Annotated in this window: 1 protein-coding gene; it reads left to right on the top strand. The window is 46.8% G+C overall.

The features are described from left to right. Positions 1-299, top strand: a 299-nt coding sequence (locus AB4512_RS24180; protein WP_372176028.1) for a thiamine pyrophosphate-binding protein, incomplete at both ends; no start/stop codon positions are given.

Genomic DNA, 299 nt, shown 5'->3' with positions numbered 1-299 from the left:
CGTTCTTCCACTATTTGACGAAATCCTAGATGGTGACCATGGCGTGCAACACATTATGCCTTGCAACGAACTTAACGGAACTTACGCAGCTGATGGTTACGCTAAGCAAAATGGATTTGGGGCAATGGCGGTGACATTTGGTGTTGGTTCACTTAGCTGCGCCAATGGTTTAGCCAGCGCTTATGCCGACGATACGCCGATTCTAGTATTGGCCGGAGCACCAGCCATTAGCGTATTGAATACACCAACCGAACGCCTTTATCATCATGCAATTGGTAATAAGTTTGATACCAACGTTG

The organism is Vibrio sp. 10N.222.52.B7 (genome assembly GCF_041474275.1).
Classification (GTDB): Bacteria; Pseudomonadota; Gammaproteobacteria; order Enterobacterales; family Vibrionaceae; genus Vibrio; species Vibrio crassostreae_C.
The sequence above is the reverse complement of the archived record's forward strand: the minus strand, read 5'-3'. Positions and strand labels throughout refer to the sequence as shown.